Annotated in this window: 24 protein-coding genes; 7 read left to right on the forward strand and 17 right to left on the reverse strand. The window is 47.5% G+C overall.

The genetic code is table 11. From position 1 onward, the window contains the following. Window positions 1–3 precede the first annotated feature (3 nt). The 4 genes from CHH60_RS09040 to CHH60_RS09055 all read left to right on the forward strand — a co-directional run bounded on the left by CHH60_RS09040 (window position 4) and on the right by CHH60_RS09055 (window position 3,841). Window positions 4–189 (forward strand): hypothetical protein, encoded by a 186-nt coding sequence (locus CHH60_RS09040; protein WP_095288025.1) that lies wholly within the window; start codon window positions 4–6, stop codon window positions 187–189. Window positions 190–386: 197 nt separating this feature from the next. Then, window positions 387–2,177, forward strand: coding sequence for an oligoendopeptidase F (pepF, locus tag CHH60_RS09045; protein ID WP_095358927.1), 1,791 nt, complete (start codon window positions 387–389; stop codon window positions 2,175–2,177). Window positions 2,178–2,315: 138 nt separating this feature from the next. After that, the gene (locus CHH60_RS09050) at window positions 2,316–2,699 is read left to right on the forward strand and encodes a LapA family protein (protein ID WP_095358928.1); all 384 of its coding nucleotides are present in this window, start codon (window positions 2,316–2,318) and stop codon (window positions 2,697–2,699) included. A gap of 101 nt (window positions 2,700–2,800) precedes the next feature. Further along, on the forward strand, window positions 2,801–3,841 hold the full coding sequence (locus CHH60_RS09055; protein ID WP_095358929.1) for a M42 family metallopeptidase: 1,041 nt from the start codon (window positions 2,801–2,803) through the stop codon (window positions 3,839–3,841). Between the two features lie 104 nt (window positions 3,842–3,945). Here the strand turns inward: CHH60_RS09055 and CHH60_RS09060 are convergent, their stop codons facing one another. The 9 genes from CHH60_RS09060 to CHH60_RS09100 all read right to left on the reverse strand — a co-directional run bounded on the left by CHH60_RS09060 (window position 3,946) and on the right by CHH60_RS09100 (window position 13,378). Next, the gene (locus CHH60_RS09060; RefSeq protein WP_095358930.1) at window positions 3,946–4,884 is read right to left on the reverse strand and encodes a hypothetical protein; all 939 of its coding nucleotides are present in this window, start codon (window positions 4,882–4,884) and stop codon (window positions 3,946–3,948) included. A gap of 149 nt (window positions 4,885–5,033) precedes the next feature. Then, window positions 5,034–6,965, reverse strand: coding sequence for an ABC-F family ATP-binding cassette domain-containing protein (locus tag CHH60_RS09065; RefSeq protein WP_095358931.1), 1,932 nt, complete (start codon window positions 6,963–6,965; stop codon window positions 5,034–5,036). Between the two features lie 67 nt (window positions 6,966–7,032). Continuing rightward, window positions 7,033–7,611, reverse strand: a complete 579-nt coding sequence (locus CHH60_RS09070) for a TetR/AcrR family transcriptional regulator (protein ID WP_095288031.1) — start codon at window positions 7,609–7,611, stop codon at window positions 7,033–7,035. A gap of 13 nt (window positions 7,612–7,624) precedes the next feature. After that, window positions 7,625–8,434: a DUF92 domain-containing protein gene (locus tag CHH60_RS09075; protein WP_095359220.1), complete on the reverse strand. Its 810-nt coding sequence runs from the start codon at window positions 8,432–8,434 to the stop codon at window positions 7,625–7,627. Between the two features lie 225 nt (window positions 8,435–8,659). Then, a complete protein-coding gene (locus CHH60_RS09080; protein WP_095358932.1) occupies window positions 8,660–9,433 on the reverse strand; it encodes an ABC transporter permease in 774 nt (257 codons plus the stop codon). A gap of 17 nt (window positions 9,434–9,450) precedes the next feature. After that, a complete protein-coding gene (locus tag CHH60_RS09085) occupies window positions 9,451–10,227 on the reverse strand; it encodes an ABC transporter ATP-binding protein (protein WP_095358933.1) in 777 nt (258 codons plus the stop codon). Between the two features lie 25 nt (window positions 10,228–10,252). Next, window positions 10,253–11,299, reverse strand: a complete 1,047-nt coding sequence (locus tag CHH60_RS09090; protein WP_255247881.1) for an ABC transporter substrate-binding protein — start codon at window positions 11,297–11,299, stop codon at window positions 10,253–10,255. 21 nt (window positions 11,300–11,320) lie between these two features. After that, window positions 11,321–12,769 (reverse strand): aryl-sulfate sulfotransferase, encoded by a 1,449-nt coding sequence (locus tag CHH60_RS09095; protein ID WP_095358934.1) that lies wholly within the window; start codon window positions 12,767–12,769, stop codon window positions 11,321–11,323. Window positions 12,770–12,820: 51 nt separating this feature from the next. Next, window positions 12,821–13,378 carry a MarR family winged helix-turn-helix transcriptional regulator gene (locus tag CHH60_RS09100; protein WP_095358935.1) on the reverse strand — a complete coding sequence of 186 codons (558 nt, stop codon included), beginning with the start codon at window positions 13,376–13,378 and terminating at the stop codon, window positions 12,821–12,823. A 354-nt stretch (window positions 13,379–13,732) separates the two neighbouring features. Between CHH60_RS09100 and CHH60_RS09105 the strand changes: the two genes are divergently transcribed. Next, window positions 13,733–14,140, forward strand: a complete 408-nt coding sequence (locus CHH60_RS09105) for an SHOCT domain-containing protein (protein ID WP_095358936.1) — start codon at window positions 13,733–13,735, stop codon at window positions 14,138–14,140. Window positions 14,141–14,250: 110 nt separating this feature from the next. On the opposite strand, the gene CHH60_RS09110 is transcribed toward CHH60_RS09105, so the two are convergent. From CHH60_RS09110 to hemE, 6 genes are all read right to left on the reverse strand, one after another. Beyond that, on the reverse strand, window positions 14,251–14,883 hold the full coding sequence (locus tag CHH60_RS09110) for a fumarylacetoacetate hydrolase family protein (protein ID WP_095358937.1): 633 nt from the start codon (window positions 14,881–14,883) through the stop codon (window positions 14,251–14,253). A gap of 51 nt (window positions 14,884–14,934) precedes the next feature. Next, entirely contained in the window at window positions 14,935–15,678 is a 744-nt protein-coding gene (locus CHH60_RS09115) for a glycerophosphodiester phosphodiesterase (protein WP_095358938.1), read from the reverse strand. A 34-nt stretch (window positions 15,679–15,712) separates the two neighbouring features. Continuing rightward, complete coding sequence (locus CHH60_RS09120; protein WP_095358939.1) at window positions 15,713–17,137, reverse strand: CapA family protein; 1,425 nt, start codon at window positions 17,135–17,137, stop codon at window positions 15,713–15,715. A gap of 163 nt (window positions 17,138–17,300) precedes the next feature. After that, complete coding sequence (hemY, locus tag CHH60_RS09125) at window positions 17,301–18,725, reverse strand: protoporphyrinogen oxidase (RefSeq protein WP_095358940.1); 1,425 nt, start codon at window positions 18,723–18,725, stop codon at window positions 17,301–17,303. After that, window positions 18,725–19,675 carry a ferrochelatase gene (hemH, locus tag CHH60_RS09130; protein WP_095358941.1) on the reverse strand — a complete coding sequence of 317 codons (951 nt, stop codon included), beginning with the start codon at window positions 19,673–19,675 and terminating at the stop codon, window positions 18,725–18,727. Before hemH ends, hemY begins: the two co-directional genes overlap by 1 nt. Next, complete coding sequence (gene hemE / locus CHH60_RS09135) at window positions 19,668–20,732, reverse strand: uroporphyrinogen decarboxylase (protein ID WP_095358942.1); 1,065 nt, start codon at window positions 20,730–20,732, stop codon at window positions 19,668–19,670. The genes hemH and hemE overlap by 8 nt, the downstream gene beginning before the upstream one ends. A 194-nt stretch (window positions 20,733–20,926) precedes the next feature. Here hemE and CHH60_RS09140 point away from each other — a divergent pair, with 194 nt between their 5' ends. After that, a complete protein-coding gene (locus tag CHH60_RS09140; RefSeq protein ID WP_095358943.1) occupies window positions 20,927–22,138 on the forward strand; it encodes an MFS transporter in 1,212 nt (403 codons plus the stop codon). Window positions 22,139–22,227: 89 nt separating this feature from the next. Here CHH60_RS09140 and CHH60_RS09145 read toward each other — a convergent pair whose 3' ends face one another. After that, a complete protein-coding gene (locus CHH60_RS09145) occupies window positions 22,228–23,433 on the reverse strand; it encodes a cytochrome P450 (protein WP_095358944.1) in 1,206 nt (401 codons plus the stop codon). 435 nt (window positions 23,434–23,868) lie between these two features. Here CHH60_RS09145 and CHH60_RS09150 point away from each other — a divergent pair, with 435 nt between their 5' ends. Further along, window positions 23,869–25,083, forward strand: coding sequence for an asparaginase (locus tag CHH60_RS09150; RefSeq protein ID WP_095358945.1), 1,215 nt, complete (start codon window positions 23,869–23,871; stop codon window positions 25,081–25,083). Window positions 25,084–25,642: 559 nt separating this feature from the next. Here CHH60_RS09150 and CHH60_RS09155 read toward each other — a convergent pair. Further along, window positions 25,643–26,275 (reverse strand): O-methyltransferase, encoded by a 633-nt coding sequence (locus tag CHH60_RS09155; RefSeq protein ID WP_095359222.1) that lies wholly within the window; start codon window positions 26,273–26,275, stop codon window positions 25,643–25,645. Window positions 26,276–26,513: the final 238 nt, after the last annotated feature.

Genomic DNA, 26,513 nt, shown 5'->3' on the forward strand with positions numbered 1-26,513 from the left:
TGAATGACGCTTGACTCAAGCAATGTTGTCATCTTCATTATCCTTGCCTTTTCGCTGGGAGTTGTGCTTATTCTGGGACGAAGTTCCATCCCGGATCGACTGCGACGGGGAATGGCCCTAATAGCCACACTGCTTATTTGTTTTGCTTTTTTCCTGATTGTCTATTTCCTGGCCAACATGGGAGCCTAGTGTTCTCAAATATTTCAACAGGCCCGAGGCCATACTATACCGAATTGCTCGTATAGTCAGGAGGAAGGCCGTTGAAATATCGAAAATCACTGTTTGTCATGCTAGTACTCAGTCTGATTCCTTCGTCTCTCTCCGTACAAGCGAGCGAGACGGGAGCAGATTGGTCTATACATCAACTTCATCAAAGGAGGATTCCCATGAGTCAATTATTGAAACGTTCCGAGGTGCCAACTGAACATACGTGGAAACTCGAAGATTTGTTCGTCGATCAGAAAGCCTGGGATCAGGAATACGAAGAAGTAACGTCTCTGACCAAGAAAGCCTCCGAATTTCAAGGTAAGCTGAACAAGCCGGAATCGCTTAAGGCCTGTTTTGAACTCGAAGATGAGGTAAGTCTCAAAATCGAACGCCTTTTTGTGTATGCACGCATGCACCAAGATGAAGACACAGCTAATCCTACATACCAAAACCTGTCCCAAAAAGCGCAAAAGCTGAGCGTGCGTGTCGGAGAAGCTCTTTCCTTTGTCACACCAGAAATTCTCTCTCTGCCGGATGATCAGCTGGATGCATTCATTGCAGATGAGAAACTGTCTGCATTCAAGTTCACACTGGAAGAGATGAAACGCGAGAAGGCTCATGTCTTGAGCAAAACGGAAGAAGCCCTGCTTGCACAGGTGGGCAACTTGTCCCAAGCGCCGCAAACCATATTCAGCATGCTGAATAATGCCGATCTCAAGTTTCCGAAAATTAAGGATGAACACGGCAACGATGTGGAGCTTACCCACGGAAGTTACATCCAATTCCTGGAGAACCCTAATCGCGAAGTTCGCGAACGTGCCTTCAAAGCGGTGTATGAAACGTACGCCAAACAGAAGAATACGATCGCCGCAGCCCTGAATGCCAATGTCACCAAAAACATGTTCTATGCGAATGTGCGGAAGTACCCTTCCGTAATGGAAATGTCACTGTATGGTGACAACATTCCAACAGAGGTTTACACCAACCTGGTGGACACCATTCATGAAAGCCTCCCGCTCCTGCACCGTTATATGGATCTGCGCAAAAAATTGCTCGGTGTGGATCAATTGCATATGTATGACTTGTTCGCCCCTCTGGTTGATGAGTATAAAATGGACATCACTTATGAGGAAGCGAAACAGACCGTCAAAGATGGCCTGAAACCGCTGGGCGAGGATTATGCGAATACATTGCAGGCTGGTTATGATGACCGCTGGATTGACGTATATGAGAACGAAAACAAACGTTCAGGTGCTTACAGCTGGGGTGCATACGGCACACACCCATACGTCCTGCTTAACCATAAAGACAATCTGAACAGCATGTTTACACTGGCACATGAAATGGGTCATGCTCTGCATTCCTATTATTCGGACACTACCCTTCCGTATCGGGATGCACAGTACACCATCTTCCTGGCAGAGGTTGCTTCCACAACCAATGAGGCATTGCTGATGGATTACCTGCTTAACAAATCCACCGATCCGAAGGAAAAACTGTATCTGTTGACCTATTATGCAGATCAATTCCGTACAACGGTGTTCCGTCAAACGATGTTTGCCGAATTTGAGAAAATCATTCATGAGCGTGCTGAACAGGGCGAAGCCCTTACACCACAGCTGCTGTCTGAAATTTATTACGACCTCAACGTCCAATACCATGGAAACAGCATGGCTGTGGATAAGGATATTGAGATGGAATGGGCACGTATCCCCCATTTCTACAACAGCTTCTACGTTTATAAATACGCAACCGGGTTCTCTGCAGCAACGAGCTTCTCCAAACAGATTCTCGAAGAAGGTCAGCCTGCGGTAGACCGTTATCTTGGCTTCCTCAAGAGTGGTGGAAGTGACTACTCCATCAATATTCTAAAAAAAGCAGGCGTGGATATGTCTTCTCCACAGCCAATTCGCGAAGCCATGAGTGTCTTCAAAGAATTGATTGAACAGATGGAACAATTGACTAAATAAGGTTGTCTCTCTGTTACATGCGACCTGCATCCCTTGCCCATTTTCGGGCAAGGGATTTTATAATCAGGCCAGATGCACAGCGCCTTCTATGGGGTAATGCATTTGTATTCCTGAATTGTTCAACAAGGAGGCACCACCATGAAAATGCAATGGACCCTCATCGCAGGTCTTGTTTTTGCACTTCTTACCGGAATCTTCGCTGTTATTAATGTGGATTCCGTGCAGGTTAATCTGCTGTTTAATACGGTTCAAATCCCCCTGATTTTGCTGATTCTGGGCTGTACTCTGATTGGCGGAATCATCGTTGGATCCTATGGCATTTTCCGTCAGTATCGATTGCAGCGTGAGAACAAGCAATTGAAATTGCGTGTAACCGAATTGGAGAACACGGCTTCGAGCTATTCTTCACCGGGTTCCACCGCGACAATGGGAGCCTTCGAAACAACTGAAACGGATCGCATGGCTGAGACGGATTCCATCCAGAGTCAGCAGCGCAAAGGAAATTCTGCAGATTCGTTGTAAGTAGAACAAGCAGCCTGCTGGCATAAGGAATGGATGTCCCATTCGACCAGACAGGCTGTATTCTTGTTTTGGGAACACTGATTATGAGGAGGAGTCTCTATATGAATTTTACAATTAATGAATCCTACGTCCTGGACCTTCTGAAAAGGCTGCTGGATACGCCGAGTCCAAGTGGCTACACACACCACATTATCGAGATGATCCGGGAAGAAGCCCAATCATTGAATATTTCGTTTGAATTAAATAACAAAGGCGGAGCCGTACTCACTTTGCCTGGGCAGGATGCCTCCAAGACCATTGGACTCAGTGCACATGTGGATACGCTAGGCGCGATGGTACGTTCCATCACGTCTTACGGTACGCTCAAGCTAACCTCTGTGGGTGGATTCACCATGCACAGTATTGAAAATGAGTATTGCACGATCCACACACGTGATGGCAAAACATATACCGGTACGATTCTCTCCCTGCATCCTTCCGTTCATGTCTACCCTGATGCCCGCACCTTTGAGCGTAAGGAAAGTCATATGGAAGTTCGTATTGATGAATTGGTCTCTTCGAAGGAAGATGTTCTTGAACTCGGTATCGGCGTTGGTGACTTTATTTCATTCGATGCACGTGCGGTTATTACGCCAAGCGGTTATATCAAGTCACGTCATCTGGATGACAAAGCTAGTGTAGCTGCCCTTTTCGGCATTTTGGAATCTGCTCATCGGGAAGGCTGGAAGCCTCTACATAACGTCTCTCTGCTTATTTCGAATTACGAAGAAGTTGGACATGGCGCCTCGTATATCCCGTCCGAGATCAGTGAATTGATCGCCGTAGATATGGGGGCAATGGGTGACGATCTCAGCTGTAAAGAAACGGATGTATCCATCTGCGCCAAAGACTCTTCAGGTCCATATGACTATGACATGACGAGTCGCCTGATTGAACTTGCCAAGCAAGCAAATCTTGATTATGTTGTTGATATTTATCCACAATACGGGTCAGATGGCAGTGCTGCCTTGCGAGGTGGAAACAACATTCGCGCTGCACTGATTGGTCCTGGTGTGCATGCTTCCCATTCGATGGAGCGCACGCACAAGGATGCCGTTTTGAATACAGCCAGACTGCTCGCTTCATACATCACAACCAAGTAATCACCCTTTTATACTTAAGGTATATAGGAAGATGCCAGCAACAGCTCACATCGCTGCCTGGCATCTTTTTTACCCTATCATGTTCTCCTAACTCGACATCAACCTTAGTCAGCCTGCTCCACATACTGACGATATTGCTGCTCGATTTGTGTTACTTCCCTCTCATGATCACGAATTTCGTTTTTCAACACATGTAATGTACGACGGACGGTAAGACGGCCCTCCTCCACCTGGGATTCGGCTTTTCGGATTTTGTCTTGCACCATCCAGTCCACGAAGAGATTATCGAAGAAATAATCTGCAAAGGATAATAATCCCCCAAGCTCCAAGTCAGCGTGTACCGCCATTTTCACATCTTCAAGCTCCTTCTGGAATCGCTTCAAATGTCTTCCTGCTTCAGTTAAGGCAGATTGAGCGTCATCCATGCGACCGCGTTTGATATGAGTGGATATCATACCTCCGCCCATCATGTCGTATACTCCCCAATTCCCTGCAGACTTGAGCGCATCCCCTGCACGGCCTAATGCACTTAGCAGGCGTTCCCCTTCGCGGTCTGCCTCCTTAAGCTCCTTCATTTCTCCGCGTAAATGCTCCAGATCCTCTGCCAATTGCCTAAGTTCATCGTGATTCGCCAGTAGTTGATTTTCCTTTTTGCCCCACAGCACCTTGTAATCATTTTCCCAGAATCGATATTTACTCTGCTCATCCAGTTCGCGCTGCACTTCTTTCCTCTGCTCGTGAATGTCTTGTAACATTTGGCAGGCTGTATCATACTCAGCCTTACTCTCCATCAATTCCAGTTCTTCCTTCTCCAGCTTCTCCTGCTTTTTGCCAATCAAGTTATAGAAAAATGCAGATAAGGTCATGCCATTCAGCCGGTCCACATCATTCTGCTCCTTCTGGAGATGCTCCAGGCGCCGCTGTACTTTTGCCTTCCACTCAGCTTCTTCCTGGTTCAACTTCTCCAGGCGATTGTTCCATTTCTCGTAAATTCTCCCCTTTTCCTTGAGCACAGCCAGTTGTTCATTCAATTCTTTATACATAAATGTGGTGTTCTCTCCTTTCGCTGGAATTAATGCCTTACTACTTACAACGTAATGGATATGGCTAACGTTTCATATAAAAAAAATCGCCATCCTTCAAAACAAGGCGTTAAGCCTTATTTCAAAAGATGACGATTTGTACTTTTCAATTAGGATTTGCTTTTCTCAATCTGTTCTGCAAGCTCATTCAGGAACGTCCAACGTTCCATCAGTTCTTCCAGATGACGCTCTGCTTCAGCCTGCTCTGCCATGAGTTCCTGCAAACGGGATGAATCACTGAAGGATTCCTCCATCGCCGTGTTGATCCGCGCAAGGTTAGCCTCCGCTTTCTCAATATTCTCGTCGATCTGATCATACTCCCGTTGTTCCTTGAAGCTAAACTTCAACTTCGGCTTAGCCGTAGATGCAGCAGGCTTAACCTCATCTGTTTTTACTTTTTTCGCTGCTGATCCAGTATCGCTCACCTGAGAAGCTCCAGGTGCATTCTTCAGCATCCATTCCGCATATTCACTGTAGTCGCCAACATGTACCCGAATGGCTCCATTGCCCTCGAAGGCCAGCACTTTATCCACTGTACGATCCAGGAAATAGCGATCATGGGAGACAACGAAAACAACACCAGGGAAGTCATCCAGGTAATCTTCGAGTACCGCCAGCGTCTGAATATCCAGATCGTTCGTAGGCTCATCCAGCAGCAATACATTGGGCGCAGCCATCAATATACGCAGCAGATATAGACGACGTTTCTCCCCACCTGACAGACGGGATATTGGCGTCCACTGCGACGCAGGAGTAAAGAGAAACCGCTCCAGCATCTGGGCTGCCGTGATCAGGGATCCATCCGCCGTCCGCACATTCTCGGCCACTTCCTTGATATATTCAATGACACGCAGAGATTCATCCATCTCCTGATGCTCTTGCGTAAAATAGCCCAGATTAACGGTTGGACCAAGGACGACTTCTCCAGCATCCGGTTCCAATTTACCTGAGATCAGCTGCAGCAGTGTCGATTTACCACTGCCATTCGGACCCACGATACCTACCCGGTCACCAGGCACGGCGATATAGTTCAGTTCCTCAATTAATTTGCGTCCACCTGCGGATTTGGATAAGTGCTCAATCTCCAGAATCTTCTTGCCCAAACGAGTAGAGCCTACTGAAACCTCCAATGAGCCAGAGCGATTCGGCCCCTGTTGATCCTTTAGCTGTTCGAAACGGTCAATTCTTGCTTTTTGTTTCGTGGTCCGCGCCTTGGCCCCGCGACGGATCCAGGCAAGCTCTGTACGAAGCAGATTTTGCCGTTTTTGCTCTGAGGCTGATTCGCGCTCTTCCCGCTCTGCCTTGAGTTCAAGGAAGCGGGTGTAGTTTGCTTCATAACGGAACAAACGCCCATGATCCAGCTCCAGCATCACATTCGCCACACGATCCAGGAAGTAGCGATCATGCGTAATCATGAGGAGTGCACCACGACGTTTTTGCAGATATTGCTCCAGCCAAACAACGGAATCATTATCGATATGGTTCGTCGGCTCATCCAGAATAAGAAGCTCGCAGGGATGAATCAGCGCAGACGCAAGAGCTACCCTCTTACGTTGTCCTCCGGACAATGTTCCCATTAGCGCGTCAAATTGACGGATACCCAGTTTGGACAGAATGCTTTTGGCTTCACTTTCCATCTGCCAGGTCTGAAGCTGCTCCATCTGTTGATTCAGACGCAATAACCGCTCTTGCAAGGCAGGATCGGATGGATTCAATTCCAACAGTTCCATCGTCTCCGTGTATTCACGCACTGTTTTCATCTCTGGGCTATCGCCCTCGAAAACTTGCTGCAGTACGGTATTGTCAGGGTTAAAATCGGGATTTTGTGCCAGAAACTGAATGCGGACATCATTCCCGATGGCAATCTGTCCCTCATCAGCCGGTTCCATGCCTGCAATTACACGCAGAAACGTGGACTTTCCCGTTCCGTTTACGCCAACGACGCCGATCTTATCCTGATCGCCCATGCCAAACGAGGCGTCCTTGAACAATATTTTTTCGCCATAGCTTTTTGAAATTTGCTCTACCGTCATTATGTTCATTGCTCGTTACCCACTTCTCTGTAAATTGAGGTTCAAGATTCTCTTGATTCCATGCTCATGATGATACTTATACTTGTAAAAAAGAACGACAACCGTCCAGAAATAGTGCCGCTGCAAAAGCAATCCGTTTATTCAGATCTTCCTCATTGAACTCCGGATTCAGCATAATATCCATCTTCAATCGATCCAAAATTCCGATATAGGCTTCTGCTAAAAGCACAGGCTCAGGTACACTTGCACTTTTCAACACCTCACACACCATGCTCATATACTCATTCATAAAGGCCTTCATGAATTTCATTAGATCCGGATCGTTATTAGGTGCCATAAAAAACAGCTTCGTATGATTGCGCCGCTCGTAATAATAAGTCAGGTGCGTCTTGGCGATTGCGCCAAGCTTTTCACCTGTATTCTCCTGAGATTTCAAGGCATAATCAAGCCTGCTGATAAAACTGTTACAGTCCCGCTTGGAAACCGCGACAAATAGTTGTTCCTTGCTCTTAAAATATAAATAAATGGTGCCTTTTGCAATGCCAGCTTCCTCAGCAATATCGGACATTTTTGTCTCATAAAATCCTTTCGATCCAAAAATACCATAAGCCGCATCCAAAATAGCCTCCGATTTGTCTCCCTGCACAGTGCTCAATTGCACTCCCTCCCTACAGCGCCAAAATAATACCCAAACCGATAGCCACACATCCGCCGATCACCGAACTCAGCACGTTGACCAGATCGTTGCTCATCCATGTCCAGCCTCGTGCGCGAACGGTCTTGTGGCCACAGTGTTCACTGACCTCAACTTCACGTCCGCATTCAGTACAGCGATACATCAACTGGACTGTTGCTCCCAGGTAGGAATCGGCAAATGCTCCAGCCAGTCCACCTACAAGACCAACACACGTCCAGCTTAGAAATCCGAGCGTTTCAAAGTCTGCGATCCAAGAAAAGATAAATGCCCCTGCTCCAATTAATGCTCCGCCTATTGCCGCCGCTGTTGTCCCAAGTAACGACACACCACCGGAAGCGCCCGGGGTCAGCACCCTCCAACTCACCACAGAACGTGGCGGCTTGCGGCTCAGGCTTCCGAGTTCGGTAGCCCAGGTATCGGATGTTACGGTTGCCATTACACCAATGAAAGCATAGATCCAGGCCGGGTGTGGAAATATCCAGTATCCCAAACATAGAAGCATGCCCATTCCCCCGTTGGCAAACACCTGCCCTGCATCCCGATTGCCTGTCTTGGCATACGATTTCTCCAGCTCCTGCTTGCGTTCCTTACGATACTTGGACAACAAGGTTGAAGTTATGAAAAACAACAGCAGTGTGCCAAACCAAAACAGGTTGCCTGCCCCGTAATAGATCGTTCCCATCAACACAGCTGCCAAGCAACCGGACAGGGTTAGCGATTTCTTCGCGTAGGCTGCACCCGCCACAATAAAAGCGCATACGGCGCCGATAATCCAGTCCATAATCTCTCCTGCATGTGGCAGCATCTATGGTCCACATGACGTTAATGTTATTTTTGAAATTCAATTATACCACGGTTTGAGCCCAATGCCGAAACTGCCGTTGCAGGCATGACAAAAACCTGATCCGACAGCTTAGTAAGCTGCGAATCAGGTCTGCTGGATGAAATATAATCGATCAAAACTGCCCTATTACAACAATCATCGCATCGTCGGCTCCGTATAGTGTCAGCCTCTCTTAACCCCGCCGATGACGCCATAACGATACAACACACGGCGACCAAACCAGTTGAACAAACGATCCGTGAGAAAACCCATGAATCCCAAAGAAATGAGGCCAACAAAAATCCAGTCCGTCCGGAAAAACAGCCGTGAATTCCAGATCAGATAACCCACGCCTTCATTAGAGGCAATCATCTCTGCGCCGATAATGGCCATATAGGAAGTTCCCATCGCCAATCGAATACCTGTGAAAATGTATGGGGTCGTAGCAGGGACAACCACATGCAGCAAAATCTGCCACTCATTCGCTCCCATACTGCGGGCTGAACGAATCTTATCCTCTTCAATGGACAGGACACCCGTCAGTGTATTCAGTACAACAATGAAAAATGTCGCATACATGATCAGTGCAATCTTGGACTGTTCCCCAATGCCGAACCAGACCAGGAACAATGTAATGAAAGCAATTGGCGGTATAAATCGAATAAAATTAAGAAAGGGTTCGGCAAACAGACGGATGATGTGAACCTTGCCGATAAGCAGCCCTACCGGAATGGCAATGACACTTCCCAGCACCCAACCGGCCAGTACACGTGTGAAGCTGATCCCGATATACTGCATGAGCGTGCCATCCGCAATTAATTCGCGAGCACCCTGCACAGTATCCCATGGACCAGGGATCACGTCCGGCCCGTAGAGCAATGCACCAAGCTGCCATATCAGAATGACTGTAATCCACAATATCGGTACAGACACCCACTTTTTCTCCAACCATTTCATGGTCCAGATCACCTCAGTTATTCTTCAAAATGGCTTTGAATCTGATCGTACAGGCTATTGAATTCAGCCGAAGCAATATTTCTCGGATAAGACTGAACGTTATGGTAAATATCCGTTATATTCGACGAAGGCCCCACTGACATGATTCCGATCCGTTCACCGAGCAATAGAGCCTCCTGGATGTCATGGGTGACAAAAATAACCGTCTTATGTGTTTCCCTCCAGATATTCACCAGTTCCTTCTGCATGACTCTTCGAGTCATGGCATCCAGCGCACCGAAGGGTTCATCCATGAGCAGAATCGCCGAGTCATTGGCGAGCACCCGCGCCAGTTGTACCCGCTGCTTCATGCCTCCCGACAGCTCCTTTGGATACTTCCCTTCGTGTCCTCCCAACCCCACAAGCTGAATGTATCGGTCCGAAACCGTACGGCGTTCAGACTTGGGCACCTTGGACATCCGAAGCCCGAATTCAACATTTTCCCTTACGGTAAGCCACGGAAAGAGTGAGGAATCTGCCTGTTGGAACACCATTGCACGATCCCTTCCAGGTCTGTCGATCTCCTTGTTATTCACTTTAAGCTGCCCACCCGACTTGGAGATAAAACCCGCGATCATATTAAGTAACGTTGATTTTCCGCAGCCGCTGGGACCAAGCAGAACGAAGAATTCGCCGCCCTTGATCACCAGATCAACATCCTTGATAATGTAATGCACTTCTCCATTGGTTGGAGCGTTGTAGGTTTTTCGAAGCTGTTCAATATGAATCGTGTGACGATCCGCGGGTAAGGACATAAGGACACCTCCAGTACGTTTTGGGTTACTCGGTATATGTTACTTTATCCGGCAATGCCTGTTTCAGAAGTTCCAGGTGTAACTTGCCTTTGAGATCAAAATCCTGCTCAATGATTCCGTTATCCACCATGTATTGCTTCTGTCCCGCCAAACTATCATAAGCTTCCTGGGTAAATCCAACGACCCACGGATTGATGGGAAGATCCTTCAAAGTTGCTTCCTTGGGTTGTTTTGTCTCCTTGTACATTAGATCCGCTACCTCATCAGGATGAGCTTGGGCATATGTTGAAGCTTGATCCAGCGCCACAAGAAATCCCTTTACCGTTTCCGGATTCGCTTCAATGAACTCATTGCTTGCAACCAATCCCATGCCAAGCCTTACTGGAGTCTGGGACATATCTGTCAGCTGATGCACGCCTTCGAGCGTATCGAACTTGTCGGTTAATGCAGATCCGATAACCCAAGTGGCATCCAGTTCCCCTTGCTTCAATGCAATATAGGACTCATCGAAGGCCCCTTGCCCAATCTGCTTCACATCACCAAGAGCAAGCCCCTGATCCTTCAAATACTCATCCCACAGATAAGGAATGAATGTTCCGCGAATAAAGCTTACGCTCTTGCCCTTCAAGTCTGCACCCGTCTGGATCTCATCCTTGGCATACAGCTTCCATGCTGCTGCTGCTTCATCCGTTGTCTGACCCGCAGAAGCGATAATCGAATAATCCCCTTTGGCCAGAGCGTTCAACACCGGGAAGTCAGCACCGTAGGCAATGTCCACCTGTTTGATAAACAGTGCATTCACGCCTTCAGCCGGAGAACCAAACGTGATGCTCTCTGCATCAATGCCTTGGCTTTCAAAGAACCCTTTGGCAATGGCTACCCTGAACGTCGGGTTGGTGCTCGTATCCGCTATGCGGATCTTTACCTTGATGGCACTACCTTCGGAGCCGCCCTTCGCTTCGGACACCGTTCCGTTTGAAGAACATCCGGAGATGATAAAAGTTATGGAAAGGAGCAGCAGGAATGCTCCCTTTAAAATGGCTGTTTTTTTCACAACATGCACCCCGTTCAATCAATTTATCCTCGGCTACCGTTAACTGCCTTGTTTTCCCTCATCCGATGTTGCTACGCAAGCTGCTCCTTCAACAAACGGCAGTGTTGTCTCTACACTGACTACCGAGTCAGAGCCTTTGGCTGCTGCTCCCGGCACTCTGTAGACCGATACATCAATGGCTTCGATCGCCACCTCTTCCGGCTTCTCCAGTTGAGGAACCCATTGATATGGAACCCGATACGAACGGTAAACCATATTGGTATTACGCCCATCCTTGTATGGAGAAATATACTCCCACACCAGCTCGTGCTCTGCTGTAACTTCAAACAATCGGCCATTGGACCCTTCGGTAATCAAGGTGTTACCGTTAGGCAAGCGCTGGGCTGAGCTTATATATGGGCTGTAGAATTTATACGAATCGGTTGGTACGGAAAACCCTGCTTCGGCAGAGGTATACTGCCACACAATCTCCAATGTCAACGGGTCAATCTCGAGCACACGCGAATGATCACGAATAGCGTGTTTCAAGCCGTATGGAGAAGCCGGATTCGGAAGACCATAACCTGCCCATCCTCCATTATCAAACACCAGCAGATTGCCCTCGCCCGGCAGTCCTTGAGGAATGATATGCGCATGATGCTGTCCGATAATGGTGCCGATATGCTTCGCTTCAGGAGAGGAATAATCCGGGCCGAGCTTCCAAACAATTTTGCCGCTCTGTCTGTCCGTAATGGCAATAATGTTGGCTTCTCTGGCATCCCATATGATGTTATCCGGGTTAAAGCGCTCGTCTCCCGCTTCATAGAACCGGTTGGGGCCAACATAGGAAGCCGAGTTAATATGCAGCCAATCACCTACACCTCCACCAAGGTGACCAAATGATCGTGTGTTCGGGTCACGGTACAATACATTGCGAGCTGCCTCGTCAAAGCCCAGTTCTTCAAAATGCTCGTTCGGAAGCCATTCCCACAACACATTACCTTCCCAATCCACTTCAATAATGGCGTCATCGAGCAAAGGTTTATCCGAGATTTGCGGATTGCTTACGTTTTTGTGAGCCAGGATCAGTGTCTTGCCACCCTGCGTTTTCGGAGCAAGACCAGGAGCATAATACCCTACCGGATTGCCCTCACGCTGAAAATCATGGTGCTGGCGGGCATACCACAATGGTTCGTATCCCGGATCTTCAATATGTTCGTAGCTATTGTATTTCCACACGATGTTGCCATCCCAGTCCACCTGCACCAGGTCCACATTATCCTGAATACCGAACTTTGGATCTCTTCTGCCCGTGCTTCCCAGCACATAACCACCGGGGAAAATCTTGGCCGGAAATCCGAGCAGTCCTTTCCACAAGTGGACTTCCTTCCCGTTCATATCAATTAAGACAACGCCTTCTTCACCTGCCTGGTACACGGTGTAACCACCCCAAGCCTTTTCCGGATTATACAGCGTTGCTCCCGTTGGATAAATTGTTGAGTGTCCCATCGTTCTCATCTCTCCCTTGGATTGTTAAATTCATTCACTACAGTTCAAGCATTAATAACTGAGATAGTTGTTCTTTCCGGAATTCCCCATTCGCTTCTGTTCAAGGTCGTTGTCCACGGACGGATTTGTCTCATCTCTCATGTTGCTCTCGGCAAGCTCCAGCAGTGTATCTGAGAATCCTTCCAGATTCGCGATCACCCGCTCATACAATTGGCTTTGCTGTTCCAGTTCCGCAGTGGTAAATCCCTCAAACAGAAGCGTGATACATCGGGCACCGATATTGCTATTACGGGTATACATCTCCCTACCTTTGGCGGTTATATCGAGCAGAACGGTACGGCGATCGTCTTCCTTGCGTCTGCGGATCGTTAATCCCTTTTTCTCCAGCTTGTCAGTCAGTGCAGTAATGGCACCGGAAGTGAAATCCAATTGATCGGCCAGGTCGCCGAGCCGCTGTTCTCCTTCACGAATGATTTTGTGCAGGATGAGCATACCCGGCAGGCTAATGCCTTCCACCGTTATGCGATCCCGCTCCTTGACGAATCGTCTGACCATCTTGCGAAACAGCCAATCCGTTTTCTCCAACGCATTCCAATCTCTCTCGTTCATTTCATTTCCTCCTATCCAACCGAAACGTTAGCAAGTACGCAAAAAGGCTCCCGAAGACATTCCATATGGAGTAGTCCCGGGAGCCTTTGGTGGTCCAATCAGCTCGCATCCGTATTTAAATTTATTTCACTGTTCATTTAATGAGTGTTAAAATAATTGAGTTCATCATATAACCCACTAACCCAAGCTGTCAAGTAAGATTTAAAATTTTTATTCTTTTTTTGCCTGTTAGGATTTATTTATGTCATTTTAAGTTTCACTTCAGCTTCTCCGGTTAAACTAATCTCAGATCAAAACAACAAGATTAAGGTATGATTCCCTTCGTACTTAAATACAGAAGCGAGGATGACAAGAATGAATATAAAACGTGTAATGTTTGTGGGTACGATGATGGTAACCATGTCTTTTGCGGGAACTGCCTGGAGCAAATCAGCCATTTCGCCGATTCCCTTAACGGAGTGGTCCATCGTAAGTATAAATACCAAAGATGATAACAAGGATGAGCTGCTGACTGCACTGAACCACTCCTCCGAGGAAGATCTGTATCAAGATCTGTATGCAGGCAAATCACTCAAAACCATTGCAGACGAAAATGATGGAGATTTCAGTCAGGTCGTGGCTTTGCAGGTCAACCAACTCAGGCAGCAGCTGGGTGATCGTCTGGCAAGCGGAAGTATCACCCAAGAGCAATATGAGGCACAACATGCGGAAATCGAACAAATTGTTCTGGAAAGTGCCCGCACCTCTTATGAATGGGCATAAACTCGTATAGATGCGTGTTCATTTATCTTCTATGATCACGTCAAAAAGGAGCGGTTTCCCGCCCCTGAATGGATGAGTGTATAATTATAATTCATACGAAACTTACAGAATTATTTCGCTGCTGCAATGGTACATTTCCCAACGGATTGACCATCCCAGGCGAGTTCAAGCACATCTCCCTCTACGGTTGGTCCCACACCCTCCGGTGTCCCGGTGAAGATGATATCGCCTGCGCCAAGACCATAGTGATGTCCTACATAATCAACAATGTGTTGAAGGTCAAAAATCATGTTGCCAATGTTGCCTCGCTGCACTTCAACACCATTTTGGGTTAGCGTAAAGTCTTTTTCAAGCAAAGCTTCCGTACCGGAAAAAGCCTGAAAACCACTTACAGGTGCGGAATTTTTGAATCCTTTGGCCGCAGTCCACGGGTGTCCCTTCTTCTTGATAACCGACTGCACATCGCGCAGCGTAAAATCGATACCAAATGCATACGATTCGATCAAATCCTCTACAGCAACCCCTGGTTCATAACTCCGGCCGATTTGAACGACCAGTTCAGCTTCATAGTGAACTTCGCCACGGGAAGCAGGCAATTCAATCGCCTCTCCGTTCAATGGTACAACCGCATGCGAAGGCTTCATGAAGATCATCGGTTCATCCGGAACTGCGTTACCCAGCTCTTCCGCATGAAGTTTATAATTGCGTCCTACACAGTATACGTTACGAATCGTTGAGAGCATCGGAATACGACCACCTTTATTGGATTAATTAGCAAATATGAACCCTAATATTTATGCCCGGTTGCTCGACTTTTGCAATGCCTGATACCAAGCGTCCGGACGATTTGTACACAACATGAGCTCAGGATCAATCGCAGCGAGGCGCTTCATGATGATCTTGTCATCTATAGTCCAGGCCATCACCTGAATGCCATAATTCTTCATTTCCCGCATCAGTGATTTGTCCACATTCGTATAACCGATCGATAGGAACCCACATTGCAGCTGACGAAGTCTGGCTAATAGATCTCCTGGACGTGCATCAATGATGAGACCTGTAGTGATTTCGGGCGCAAGTTTTTTGGATTCAGTCAGCGCAGCAGGTTCAAAGGAAGTGAAAACGACTTCGTCTTGCATATTTCTTTTTCGTACTTCCTCAATAACGGCTGCTGGCAACCCCGGATACATGTCTCCCTGTGTTTTCAGCTCAATGTTCAGACGTACTTTGCCCTTGCAGCTGTCCAACACTTCGCTCAGAGCCGGTACGCGTTCCCCCGCATATGCCTTGGACTTCCAGCTCCCTGCATCCAGCTTCTGAATATCAGACCAATTGGTTCCCCGTACAAGCCCTTCTCCATTCGTCGTCCGGTTGAACGAAAAGTCATGGATGACTACAGGCACGCCGTCGCGGGACAATTGCACGTCCAGTTCGATCCAGGTTACATAAGGCTGCTCCATGGCCAGCTGAAAAGCTGCCATCGTATTCTCAGGTGCGGTGGAAGAAAATCCACGGTGTGCTACACATAGGTTACTCATGTATTTCCACTCCTTAGACGTATTCATTCTTGTATCAGCTTGTTGAGGCTACTCCATTCGCATCAAACCGAATGCCTGGTGAGAGCTTGGTCATCTGCTCCAATAACAGCTTATTGGCTTCACCTAACATTGGTATGGCCTGACCAAGCCCCGCCTCATATGGAATAACCTTCATGCTGCACTTCGCTTCTGCGCTGCATTCTGCCTGAAAAACAGCTGTTTTCCAGGTTTCTTCCGTCGTTGATTTCGAAAAAATAAAATTGCCTGTGCTATATGCGATCCACTTGCCCTTATAATACTCTACTCCTTGAAGCACGTGAGGATGCCCACCAATGACGAGATCAGCCCCAGCATCCACAAATTCATGTGCCAGCCTGGTCTGATCATCATTGGGTGTACTGACTCGCTCTTCTCCCCAATGTGCTACCACGATTACAAGATCCGCCTTCTGACGAGCTTCTTGAATCGCGTTTACCGCCCCTGTAGAATCATAGGTTTCTGCAACACCAGCCCGATTCCCTTCCGCTTTCCAGGTCGATTCCGGCACAACCCGGCTGAAGCCAAGCAGTGCGATCTTGATGCCTTTCCGTTCCAGATAGGCAGGCGCATAAGCCTCGTTCCTGTTCATACCGGCCCCAGTATGCGCAATACCATACTCCTGAAGGTAGGTTAGCGTGTCGACGAGCCCTTCAACACCCTGGTCCAAAATGTGATTGTTGGCCAGATTTACTGCGTCAAATCCGGCAGCAGCCATCGCTGCCAATGCTTTTGGCGAAGATTTGTAAACATATGTTTTGTTCTCAGCCGCTGATCCGCCCAGGGTGACGGGTGTCTCCAGGTTGCCTACGGTCAGATCATCATTCTTGAACAGGCTGCCAAGCTTGGCATAAGGGTAATCGTAGCCATTCTTATCCAGCAATTCGGCCACCTTGCCAGAGAACTGAATATCACCAACAAAATTAATGGTTACGTTCTTCCCTGATCCTGTAGGCTGCGGAACCGTTGTTTGGACTCCGGAACTTTCATTGTCCTTCGGATTTGATGGTTTGGCTGTTCCCGTCCCTTTTTGTCCTTCTTCGGACCCTTTAAGAGACTCCTTACTGCCTGACTCCGTTGTTTCACCGCCGGCTGAAACGCTCTCATCTTCAGCAGTTTCTGACTCCGGACTGGTTGCTTCCATAGAATCTTGTTCTGCATCCGAATCTGCATCTGACTCCGCTTCAGGCGAATTCAACTCAACACCACCTTTGGCATCCTCCTGATCCGCAGGTTGTTGCTCTTTTACTGCAGCTTCATTTGTCGCCGGCTCCGCTTGCTGCTTCTGCACCTCTACTGCGTAATATATGCCTACCCCTCCGATTGCAGCAATCAGAAACAGATTGATCATCCAGATAATACGTCTGCGTGCACGTTTTTCTTTTTTCTTTTGATTACTTCGATTTGATCTTGGGGGATACATAGGCAGCTCCTCTTCTTCTACAGCAATCCTTTATCATTATATCAGGCATATCTTGGATTTCCATCATTCAATTCACTTGTAAATAAATATCCTGCATGAAAAAAGCTGCCTCTCCTGCAGAATGAATTCATTCCGCGAGAGAGGCAGCCTTATATTGATTGCATTAGTGCACAGCCAGCTTTTGAACTGCCTGAAGCGACATTTCTTTTGCCTGTTTGATACAGTCCGGCAAACCTACTCCTTCATAACCAGCACCTGCAATGTAAACACCCGGCAGCTTACTGCCAAGTTCCTCACGCAGTGCGGCAATATGCTGAAGATGACCTACGGGATACTGCGGCATGGATTTGCGTAGGCGGGTAATCTCCGAGAAGATCGGAACGGCCTCTACACCCATGGTTTCCCGCAGATCCTTGAGCACCAGAGCTGTCAGTGCATCATCGGGAAGTTCAACATTTTGCTCGTCTCCCGAGCGGCCGACATAACAACGCAGCAGCACTTTGTCATCTGGACTGGTGTGCAGCCATTTGGTCGATGTCCAGGTACAGGCTGTAATATTCCGCCCTTCCTTGCGTGGAACGAGGAAGCCTGAACCATCAAATACATGTTCAATATCCTTTTTCTCAAAAGCAAGGACCACATTGGCTACAGATACGTAATTAATTGCATCCAGCGCAGAGGTGTCCACATGCGGTTTGAGCAGTTCGGATGCCACATACGTCGGGACTGTAACAATCACGTCATCCGCTTCAATACGTTCCCCGTTATTGAGCTGCACACTGTACCTCGTTTGACCACCTTGCTGAACATCCAATGATAGAACAGACGTATTCAGGCGTTGGTCCACATCCTGCATATCGTGAACCAAGGCGTGAACAAGACTCTGAAGTCCTTGGCGAAAATTCAGGAACGCGCTTTTCTTCGTTCCCGTATGTGTCTCCGCAGGTTTACGACCTGTCATCATGCCGCGGATCAGACTACCATAATCCCGTTCCACTTCACCGAATTGCGGAAATGTCGCCTGAAGACTCAGACGACGCATATCCCCGGCATAAATACCGGCAAGCAGAGGCTCGGTCAGGTTTTCAAGTACCTCCGGACCGAGACGCCGTTCGATCATGTAACCGAGGGATTCATCTTCCGCTGTACGGCGCGGTGGAATAAAGAAATCCATCAACGCGCGCAGCTTGCCTGCCGGAGAAACCAGGCCACTTCTCAGAAATGGCTTCAACTCTGTTGGTATTCCCAGCACAAGTCCAGCAGGCATTGGGTGAAGCTTACCCCGCTGCATAATATACGTTTTTTTGGATTCCGGATTTTGGCTTACCAGTTCATGATCAATTTCCAATTCCTTGGCGAGATCAATCATGGCCGTTTTGCGGGCCAGGAATGAATCGGGTCCTTTTTCAATGACAAATCCATCCCGGTGCAGCGTCTCAATCATTCCACCCATGGACGAACTTTTCTCAATCAGTGTAATTTGCGGTTCAATCCCGGCTTCCCGGTAATGCTTGCGAATATAAAATGCCGCGCTGAGGCCTGTCAGGCCTCCGCCAACGACAACAACACGACGTTTCTGGTCTTCCATTACACATCCGACCCTTGCTGCCACTGGCTAATGATGACGTCACTTAACGTCTCCATATAGAGAGGATCACTGTTGAGCGAATCAATCCGCATTAAGCGCATGTCGATCTCCTTGGCAATCGCTTTGGCCTCAATATCCAGATCATAGAGTACTTCAAGGTGATCAGAGACGAACCCAATGGGTGCGACCAGCACATCCTCAACTTGTTCGCGGGACAGTTCCTGAAGTGTGTCCAAAATATCCGGACCAAGCCACGGTTCAGCCGTACGTCCAGCACTTTGCCATGTAAATTGCCAGTTGCTAATACCTTCACGTGAAGCAATGACTTCGGAGGTTTCGAGCAATTGCTGCGGATAAGGATCACCCAGACTTACGATCCGCTCAGGCAAGCTGTGTGCACTGAACAGGACTCGTACATCACCGCGCTTCGCACCAGCCTCTTCGAATTCATCCAGCTTGGCACTGACACGGGAAGAGAGAGCCTGGATCAGCTTAGGATGCAGGTGGTAGCTCTCAACAAATGTCATTTGAATTCCCAGTTCCTCTGCTTTTTCACGAGCACGCTTGATGTAGCTGCCTACACTCATTGTGGAATAGTGAGGAGCAAGTACAATACCGACTGCTTTCTGAATTCCGTCCTTCGCCATCTGTTCCACACCATCTTCAATAAATGGATGAGCGTGCTTCAGCCCTTGATAACAACGGAACTCCACTCCGTTCGTACGCTCATCTTGGCTCAGCGTCTCCTGCAGGGCCTTAACCTGATTATCCGTATTTTCACGCAGCGGGAAAACACCCCCTACGATAGCCTCATACCGGTCCGTCAGTTCCTTCAGTTGTTCCGGCTCAGGCGGCCGTCCTCTACGAATATGTGTGTAGTACGCTTCAATACTTTCCATATTTTCAGGTGTGCCATAAGACATCACCAGTACACCTACGGTATTAGTCATTGCTAACCGTCACCCCCGTCTTCAAAACTTCTGCAGAATATTCATGAATATATGCCGTAAGTTCTCTCAATTTTTCAAGAGAAGCTTCCGGGAACAAGCCATGTCCCAGATTGAAAATATAACCTGGCTCCTTGATACCTTCATCAAGAATGACTTTTGCCTGCTGCTTAATCAAGTCCATCGGTGCTGTCAGCACATAGGGATCCAGATTGCCTTGTACAGCAAATTTGCCACCCAGTCTCTTGCGGCCTTCTGTGATGGAAACTCTCCAGTCCAGACCGATCACATTGGCTTGCAGATCCGTCAGAGTCGGAAGCAGTTCACCGGAGGCCACACCAGGGAAATAGATTTTCGGTACATTCAAATCCGATAATTCGGTAAAGATACGGGTAATCGTCGGCAACACATACGTTTTGAAATCATTTGGAGAAAGGGCTCCAACCCAGCTGTCGAATAGCTGAAAAGCCTTGCCTCCATTAGCAATGTGTGCACGGACATATGTAATTACCATATCGCCTAGTTTTTGCATGAGCTTATGCCATACTTCAGGCTCGCTGTACATCATGGTTTTGGTGCGAATATATCCCTTTGAAGGACGACCCTCGATCAGATAACTGGCAATGGTAAACGGTGCGCCCGCAAATGTGATAAGGGGAACATCCAATTCCTTGTCCAGAATCCGAATGGTTTCCAAAATATGCGACAGGTCCCCTTCGACATCAATCGGACGCAGACGGTCCACATCTGCCGCCGAACGTATAGGGTTATCAATAACGGGACCAATATTTTTTACAATATCAAAATCAATGCCCAAAGACGCAACCGGATTCATAATATCGGAGTACAAAATAGCCGCATCCACACCGAGTTTACGTACCGGCATGAGTGTAACTTCAGCTGCTAGCTCTGGCCTGCGGCAAATTTCGAGCAAAGAGTACTTTTCTTTAATTTTACGATATTCAGGATCATAACGCCCAGCCTGACGCATGTACCATACAGGAACACGGTCTACTTGCTGCTTGAAGCTGGCTCGAATCAAACGATCATTATAGCTCATGTAAGAAGCCTCCAATAGTTTTTGGACTCATAACTCTCATTATGCCCTTTTTGAAGAGCTGTAACAACCACGTGCCGTTCTGTTCCGATGACAATACTATGACATTCCTTACATCGAATCATCCATATGCCAATTATGGTATAATGAAAGAATGGTGTTTTTTCCACGAATTACAGAAAGGAAGTGAAAGCACTTTGAAAACTTGGAAAGTAAACCTCATTGTGCTTTGGTTTGGACAGTTCTTGGTCAATTCGGGCATGACCATGATTACGCCTTTTTTATCCCTATACCTTGCCAAGGATTTAGGCGTTGTCGGTGAGCACGAGATTGGCATATGGGCGGGATTTATATTTGCTGCCAATTTCCTCACTTCATTTTTGTTCCAGCCCTTGTGGGGCAAACTGTCCGATAAGTATGGACGTAAAATTATGCTGCTGCGCTCCGGATTCGGGATGGCGATTGTAATCGCGCTCATGGGATTTGCTCAAAATCCGTGGCAACTCCTCTTGTTGCGTTTGCTCAACGGTACCATCTCCGGTTTTAATCCGGCAGCCGTTGCCCTGATCTCGGGAACAACGCCCAAGGATCGCATGGGTTTCGCCATGGGTATAAGTCAGTCGGGACAGGTAGCCGGAACGATTCTCGGTCCGCTGATCGGCGGATTGCTTGCGGATGCCGTAGGCTTCCGGCCCATATTCTACATTACAGGCGGCCTGATCTTCGCTGCATCATTGCTGGCCATGTTCCTTGTTCGAGAAAAATTCGACCGCAAGGAAGCAGCCAAACTACCTGAACAATCCGTATTGTCCGGGCTGAAGGAATTGAACAAGTCCCCACAGCTTCCCGCATTGTTTGCTGTTACGTTCCTGCTGCAGTTTGCGATGATTAGTCCCATGTCACTCTTGCCGCTGTATGTACAGAAGCTGCATGCATCGGATGTAAACGTGGCATTCTGGGCCGGTCTTGTCGGTGCTGTCACCGGACTATCCAACATGGCCATGTCTCCAATTCTCGGCAAGCTCAGTGATCGTATTGGCGCACATAAGGTACTGACCTTCTCTCTTATAGGAACGGGACTGCTGCTAATACCACAAGCCTTCGTACAATCGGTATGGCAGCTCATTTTGGTGCGTTTCGCCATGGGTGTGTTCATGGGTGGTTTGCTGCCTAGCGTCAACGCCCTGATACGAAACTATACGCCAGATGGTATGATCAGCCGTGCATTCAGTTTCAATACGAGTACGCTCGCTCTCGGGAATATGCTCGGAGCCGTAATCGGAGGTTTTATGGCAGGATTCATCGGCATTGAGGGATTGTTCATTGTCTCCGGTGGGCTGCTGTTAATCAATATGGTATGGGTCCGATTCAAACTATACAAAAAGCCTGCTCTCGTCAGGGAATCCTGAGCAGGACAACCGTTCACTTGGAACGCATCACAAAAGCCGCATTCATTGCCCTAGGGACAAAGAATGCGGCTTTTTTCGTTATCACTTTGTTAAGACTGCTTAAGGCTTTCAAATTGGATAGGGTACTCCTTCACACCAAATACGAAAGCACTCTGGATCGGCTGCAGTGTCGTTCCCGGAACCAGCTTGATATTCTGCATCTGCTGCAGCATGGTGTGGAGTACAACCCTCGCCTCCAGACGGGCTAGAGGGGCTCCAAGGCAAAAGTGAATGCCAAATCCAAAACCCATGTGCCGGTTGGGTTTGCGATCCTCGACAAATTGTTCTGCATCGCCAAAGACTTCGCTATCCCGATTGGCTGAACCTACCCAAGAAATAACCTGAGTCCCCTCTTGAATGGTCTGCCCATTCAATTCAACCGTTTCTTTGGCTACGCGTCCAATCGCAACAATCGGCGGGTAGTAACGCAGCGTCTCCTCAACAGTTGATGCAACGTGCTCAGGATGTTCACGCAGCCGCTGCTGCAGCTCGGGTTGTTCTGCAAGAATGCGAACTGCATTGGTAATCAGATTGGTCGTCGTTTCATTACCTGCTGCAAGCAGCAAGATGCAAAAACCAACCAGTTCCTCCTCGCTCAGCTTCTTCCCTTCAATCTCTGCTGCCAGCAGCAAAGAGATTAAATCATCCTGCGGTTGCTGCCTGCGTTCTTCCATAATGGCTGTAAAGTAGATGGCCAGTTCCTGTTGATTTCGTTTTTTCTCTTCCATAAGCTCCTGGAAAGCTTCATCACTGTCATCGCGCGCCCCCTTAACCAAGGCGTCCGACCATACTTTAAACTTCTGCCGGTCTTTTGCAGGGACTCCCAGAAGTTCCGCAATGACGATAACAGGCAGCGGAGTCGCCAGATCATCGACCAGGTTCATTTGACCTTGGGACAACCGGGGAGTGATTAATTCATCGGCAATCTCCTGAATGCGCGGAGCAAGCGATTCTATGGCCCTCGGTGTGAATGCCTGATTCACCAAGTCCCTTAACTGCTTGTGTTTGGGCGGATCCGTTGTAAGCATACTGGTGTTTGCACGATCACGTGCGGAAGAAAACAACTTGGGATTTTTCAGTACGTACTGCACATCTTCATAACGAAAGATATCCCAGCATTCACGGTGCTCATCGTATCGGACTGGAGTATTCTCACGAAGTTCGGCGTACACCTGGAAGGGAGATAGCTGCTGCTCTACTGCTTCCAGTTCCCGGATCGGAATATAATTGGCATACTTTCTGGGTGCTCGGTTCATCGTCATTCCTCCAATCGCTAATATATATTTATTTACATATAAGAAACACCATATATTATAGACTTTACTGTATACTCATACAAATATTTGGCAATAATTGAGCCTCTTCTCCTAGGGAATGCCATTTAAATCCCACGAACCTCTTTTTTCAATCAGGATAAAAGTCTTATACGTCGTTTCGAATGTCATCTTAAATAACATGCAAATCCCTACTGAGCTATATCTCTCCTTTCAATTCTACTTTTGGCGGTTTATATTTATTCATTTAACCTTATAAATAATAGTTTTACTCTGAATATCTATCGATATAGTCTTATAATCTCCGTTTTTCTACTATTGTCATATTAATTAACATCAAATACAATCATCTCAATTCATTTACATAATCTTCTGAACAAACATCACATGTTACTAACCTGAAGGAGAGTGCTAATTATGAGTAAACATTCAAATCTTCGTCCCTGGGCTGTATGGAGTACTGCTGCTTTAACCGCTCTGACCATCTCTTTGTCCCCGGTCGGAACCTATGCCGCTCAAGCAGCTACTGTTGAAGTAAGCGGAACAACAAGTGCGGTACAGTCCACTTCACCTACAACTCCAGCACGGAATACGTCCATTCCGGCCTTGCCTCAATCTTCCAAACAATCTGCATTACCTAATGTACTTGTCATTGGAACAGGCGGAACGATTGCAGGTCAATCCGAGGATGCGACCAGCTTCCAAAATTACAAGGCAGGCACACTCCCCATTGAAGAAATGGTTGATGCGCTACCCGACAAACAGAAGATAGCAGATGTTAGCACACTTCAATTCGGCAACTCAGGTTCGGGTTCATATACAATGGCAGATCTATACGATCTATCCCTTACTGTAGACAAGGCACTTGCGCAGTATGACAGTGTCGTGGTTACGACAGGTACGGATACCATGGAGGAGATCGCTTATTTCCTTGACATGACGGTGCAGAGCGATAAGCCTGTGGTCATTACCGGCTCCATGCGACCATGGACCGTTATCGGTTCAGATGCCCAAGCGAACCTGTACAATGCCATCAAACTTGCGGGCAGCGGACGCACTACCTCGTTCGGAACGGTATTGATGCTGAACGATACGATCCAACTTGCACGTGGTGTAACCAAAACAAATGACTATCGTACGGATACATTTGAGACGCCAATGCTCGGTGCTGTTGGTTACATCGATGAAGAGAATATCCGAATCTACCGTGCTCCGGCACGTGCACTGAAGCCTGAAGGCACAGCTAAGCCGGCATTCGATCTGAGCAAGATTACGAAGGCCGATCTGGCGAAAGTTGAAATTGCCATCTCCTATCAAGAAGCTGGCGGGGAAGCGATCGAAGGTTTCGTACGCGGCGGAGCTAAAGGAATCGTAACCTCCGGTACCGGAGCAGGCGGCATCTCCAGAGCAATGGGACAAGCCCGTACGAAAGCAATTGAAGAGGGCGTCATCTTCGTAACCACGACCCGTACAGGTTCAGGAAGCGTATATGGCGGCGGCAACGGTGTCATTGCCGGGGACAACCTCAGCCCTCAACAGGCACGTATTTTGCTCATGCTCGGCCTGTCATTCAGTGATGACTTTGACACCATCAAAAAATGGTTTGAAACATACGGCACACCTGAAGTTTAGTAGCTCTCATACCGTTATCCTTATTTTATAAAATGGCAAAAAAAGAGATGAACCCGGGCCCTGTGATCAGGGATGTGTTCATCTCTTTTTTTGTGTTTCCAGAATGTGTGTATTACTTTCTCTGATTCATTTTAAATACATTCTATTTAATAAAATAATACTTAAAAAGATAACAAATCAAAAAAACCAACACCGCAATAAGTACAATATAAACTGGTAGTATTAAAAATGGCGTGTATATGTTAAGAAAATGAAATACGAAACCTGAGATCAGAAGCAAAGAAAGAAAAATGAATAAAGGTCTCAAATTAACACCTCTATAGATAGAAATTCATAACTCCTTTTATACAATATTACCATAAGATTTCCTGAAAGGAGTTTTGATACCTTCTTCGCTAAAAAGGAATTCATATTTATATAAAACCTCAATAAAAACTCATTCTTAACGATCAATATATTTCAAACTAAAAAAACTCCGAACTGAATCAAGATTTCCTCACAAACACAAGAGTGTGAGATCATGATTCGTCGGAGTTTGATCTTTAGGAAATTTCTACTTTTACTTCACCCAAGCCAGCGCCAAGCCATCATAATCCGGCAGCATGGTGGTGACAAGGCGCGGGTCACTCGCCATCTGCTCATTGAAACGACGCACAGCAAGCACAGCGGGACCTTGCTTGTCCGGATTCAACGTACGACCACGCAGGAAACAATTATCGCCTACAATGACAGCCCCCGGACGGGCCAGCTTGATGGCATAATCGAGATACACCGGATAATTCTCCTTATCTGCGTCAATAAAGAAGAAATCGAAAGTGCGACCCTCCAGTTCCAATTGCTTCAGGCTGTCTGCCGCCGGGCCAATGCGATACTCTACTTTTTCGCCGAAGCCACCTTCCTCCAGATGCCCACGGGCCATCGCCGCGTATTCTTCTTTCAACTCCAGCGACGTCAGAGTTCCTCCTTCCCTCATACCGCGAGCAAGGCAAATTCCGCTGTAACCGCCCAATACGCCAATTTCCAGCACTGCCTCTGCCTTTGATGTCTTGGCGAGAAACGTAAGTAAACGGCCATAAGCCGGTGCAACCGACACCTCCGGCATGTTGTTTGAACGGATGGCCTCTTTTACCTTTAATAACAGCTCATCCTCTTGAAATAATTGATTTACATATTCGTCAGGGGTAAGATTCACCACGTATATCCTCCTTGGACACTTGGACTGCTTTCCTTATGGATGCCAATGTTCTATAATGAATGTTTGTTATCAACACAGGCGGTTAGACTACAGTATCACCTGCTTCTTAGCGAGCATAGCGCTCACCGCATTTCTCATTGTAAGTTTTTTCACGGAATGCGGCAAGGCCGCACCGTTACTATACAGCTGGATGAAGGCATCGTCCTCTTCCGCTTGAAATGGAGTTGAAATGAAA

Source organism: Paenibacillus sp. 7523-1 (genome assembly GCF_002276415.1).
GTDB classification, from domain to species: Bacteria; Bacillota; Bacilli; order Paenibacillales; family Paenibacillaceae; genus Paenibacillus; species Paenibacillus illinoisensis_A.

Excerpts from the sequence above, each read along its gene's own strand:
- CHH60_RS09080 (WP_095358932.1), bottom strand. The coding sequence starts at position 9,433 with ATGAAATGGTTGGAGAAAAAGTGGGTGTCTGTACCGATATTGTGGATT.
- CHH60_RS09095 (WP_095358934.1), bottom strand. The coding sequence starts at position 12,769 with ATGGGACACTCAACAATTTATCCAACGGGAGCAACGCTGTATAATCCG.
- CHH60_RS09150 (WP_095358945.1), top strand. The coding sequence starts at position 23,869 with ATGAGTAAACATTCAAATCTTCGTCCCTGGGCTGTATGGAGTACTGCT.
- CHH60_RS09040 (WP_095288025.1), top strand. The coding sequence starts at position 4 with ATGACGCTTGACTCAAGCAATGTTGTCATCTTCATTATCCTTGCCTTT.
- CHH60_RS09065 (WP_095358931.1), bottom strand. The coding sequence starts at position 6,965 with ATGAACATAATGACGGTAGAGCAAATTTCAAAAAGCTATGGCGAAAAA.
- CHH60_RS09100 (WP_095358935.1), bottom strand. The coding sequence starts at position 13,378 with ATGAACGAGAGAGATTGGAATGCGTTGGAGAAAACGGATTGGCTGTTT.
- CHH60_RS09085 (WP_095358933.1), bottom strand. The coding sequence starts at position 10,227 with ATGTCCTTACCCGCGGATCGTCACACGATTCATATTGAACAGCTTCGA.
- CHH60_RS09075 (WP_095359220.1), bottom strand. The coding sequence starts at position 8,434 with ATGGACTGGATTATCGGCGCCGTATGCGCTTTTATTGTGGCGGGTGCA.
- hemE (WP_095358942.1), bottom strand. The coding sequence starts at position 20,732 with ATGAGCTATAATGATCGTTTGATTCGAGCCAGCTTCAAGCAGCAAGTA.
- pepF (WP_095358927.1), top strand. The coding sequence starts at position 387 with ATGAGTCAATTATTGAAACGTTCCGAGGTGCCAACTGAACATACGTGG.
- CHH60_RS09060 (WP_095358930.1), bottom strand. The coding sequence starts at position 4,884 with ATGTATAAAGAATTGAATGAACAACTGGCTGTGCTCAAGGAAAAGGGG.
- CHH60_RS09115 (WP_095358938.1), bottom strand. The coding sequence starts at position 15,678 with ATGAGTAACCTATGTGTAGCACACCGTGGATTTTCTTCCACCGCACCT.
- CHH60_RS09105 (WP_095358936.1), top strand. The coding sequence starts at position 13,733 with ATGAATATAAAACGTGTAATGTTTGTGGGTACGATGATGGTAACCATG.
- CHH60_RS09050 (WP_095358928.1), top strand. The coding sequence starts at position 2,316 with ATGAAAATGCAATGGACCCTCATCGCAGGTCTTGTTTTTGCACTTCTT.
- CHH60_RS09145 (WP_095358944.1), bottom strand. The coding sequence starts at position 23,433 with ATGAACCGAGCACCCAGAAAGTATGCCAATTATATTCCGATCCGGGAA.
- CHH60_RS09120 (WP_095358939.1), bottom strand. The coding sequence starts at position 17,137 with ATGTATCCCCCAAGATCAAATCGAAGTAATCAAAAGAAAAAAGAAAAA.
- hemY (WP_095358940.1), bottom strand. The coding sequence starts at position 18,725 with ATGGAAGACCAGAAACGTCGTGTTGTTGTCGTTGGCGGAGGCCTGACA.
- hemH (WP_095358941.1), bottom strand. The coding sequence starts at position 19,675 with ATGACTAATACCGTAGGTGTACTGGTGATGTCTTATGGCACACCTGAA.
- CHH60_RS09055 (WP_095358929.1), top strand. The coding sequence starts at position 2,801 with ATGAATTTTACAATTAATGAATCCTACGTCCTGGACCTTCTGAAAAGG.
- CHH60_RS09110 (WP_095358937.1), bottom strand. The coding sequence starts at position 14,883 with ATGCTCTCAACGATTCGTAACGTATACTGTGTAGGACGCAATTATAAA.